Annotated in this window: 1 protein-coding gene; it reads left to right on the top strand. The window is 51.6% G+C overall.

All coding sequences use genetic code 11. The features are described 5' to 3' along the window. Nucleotides 1-143: 143 nt before the first annotated feature. On the top strand, nucleotides 144-754 hold a 611-nt coding region (locus PSI17_RS17145), incomplete at its 3' end, for a DUF4123 domain-containing protein (protein ID WP_273553103.1).

The following is a 754-nucleotide window of genomic DNA, read 5'->3' as shown; positions in this document are numbered from 1 at the left end:
TCAGGCGGCAGCGGGCGCGGGATTTCCTTGCTACTGCCGGAGGGGGTGGAGCCATTGCCGGAAGTGGAATTTGCCGCCAAACCTGCCTGTGCCATTCTCGCACAGCAAGAAGAAAACTGGATTATCACAGGAGCAGAAGAAGCATGATGGAACCGACCAATTGGAAAAGCTGGCTGTCACAGCAAGACAAAGGCGATTGTTATTTTCTGGTCAACAGTCTGGCAAATCCCAACCCTGTTCAGCTTTTTTGCGTCAATGACTGGATTGAGGAAGCGTTCCCGCTCTACAGCGGTACACCGATGAATGCCATGCTGGCACAAAGCCCGTGGCTGATTAAACCCAAAGCAAAGTGCCTGTCGGAACTGGCTTTACGGCTGGATAAACATGAACTCAGCGATAATAGCTGGGGCTGGGCTTATCGCAGCACGTTGCCGTGGTCATTTCAGTTAGAACACTGGCGGTTACATCAACAGGTTTTACTGCGCGGGCAAGTGGTGGTTTTACGTCTGATGGATAACCGTGTTTTCACACCTCTGCTGCCCGCCCTGCAACCGGGTGACTGGCGTGAACTCTTAACGCCAGTCAATGAACTGATGATAGATACGCCCACACCGTATTGTTATTACCGCCCAGAAAATTGCCCTCAGGAACTGGCAGAGAATTTATTTGTGTTGGGTGATCACTTGATTCAGGCTCGCCACGCATCGGATACCGCGCTGCATAATCTGGCACTCGCATTAAGTTGTCAGCTATG

This window comes from Xenorhabdus sp. IM139775 (assembly GCF_028598745.1).
In the GTDB taxonomy this organism is placed as follows: domain Bacteria; phylum Pseudomonadota; class Gammaproteobacteria; order Enterobacterales; family Enterobacteriaceae; genus Xenorhabdus.
The sequence above is the reverse complement of the archived record's forward strand: the minus strand, read 5'-3'. Positions and strand labels throughout refer to the sequence as shown.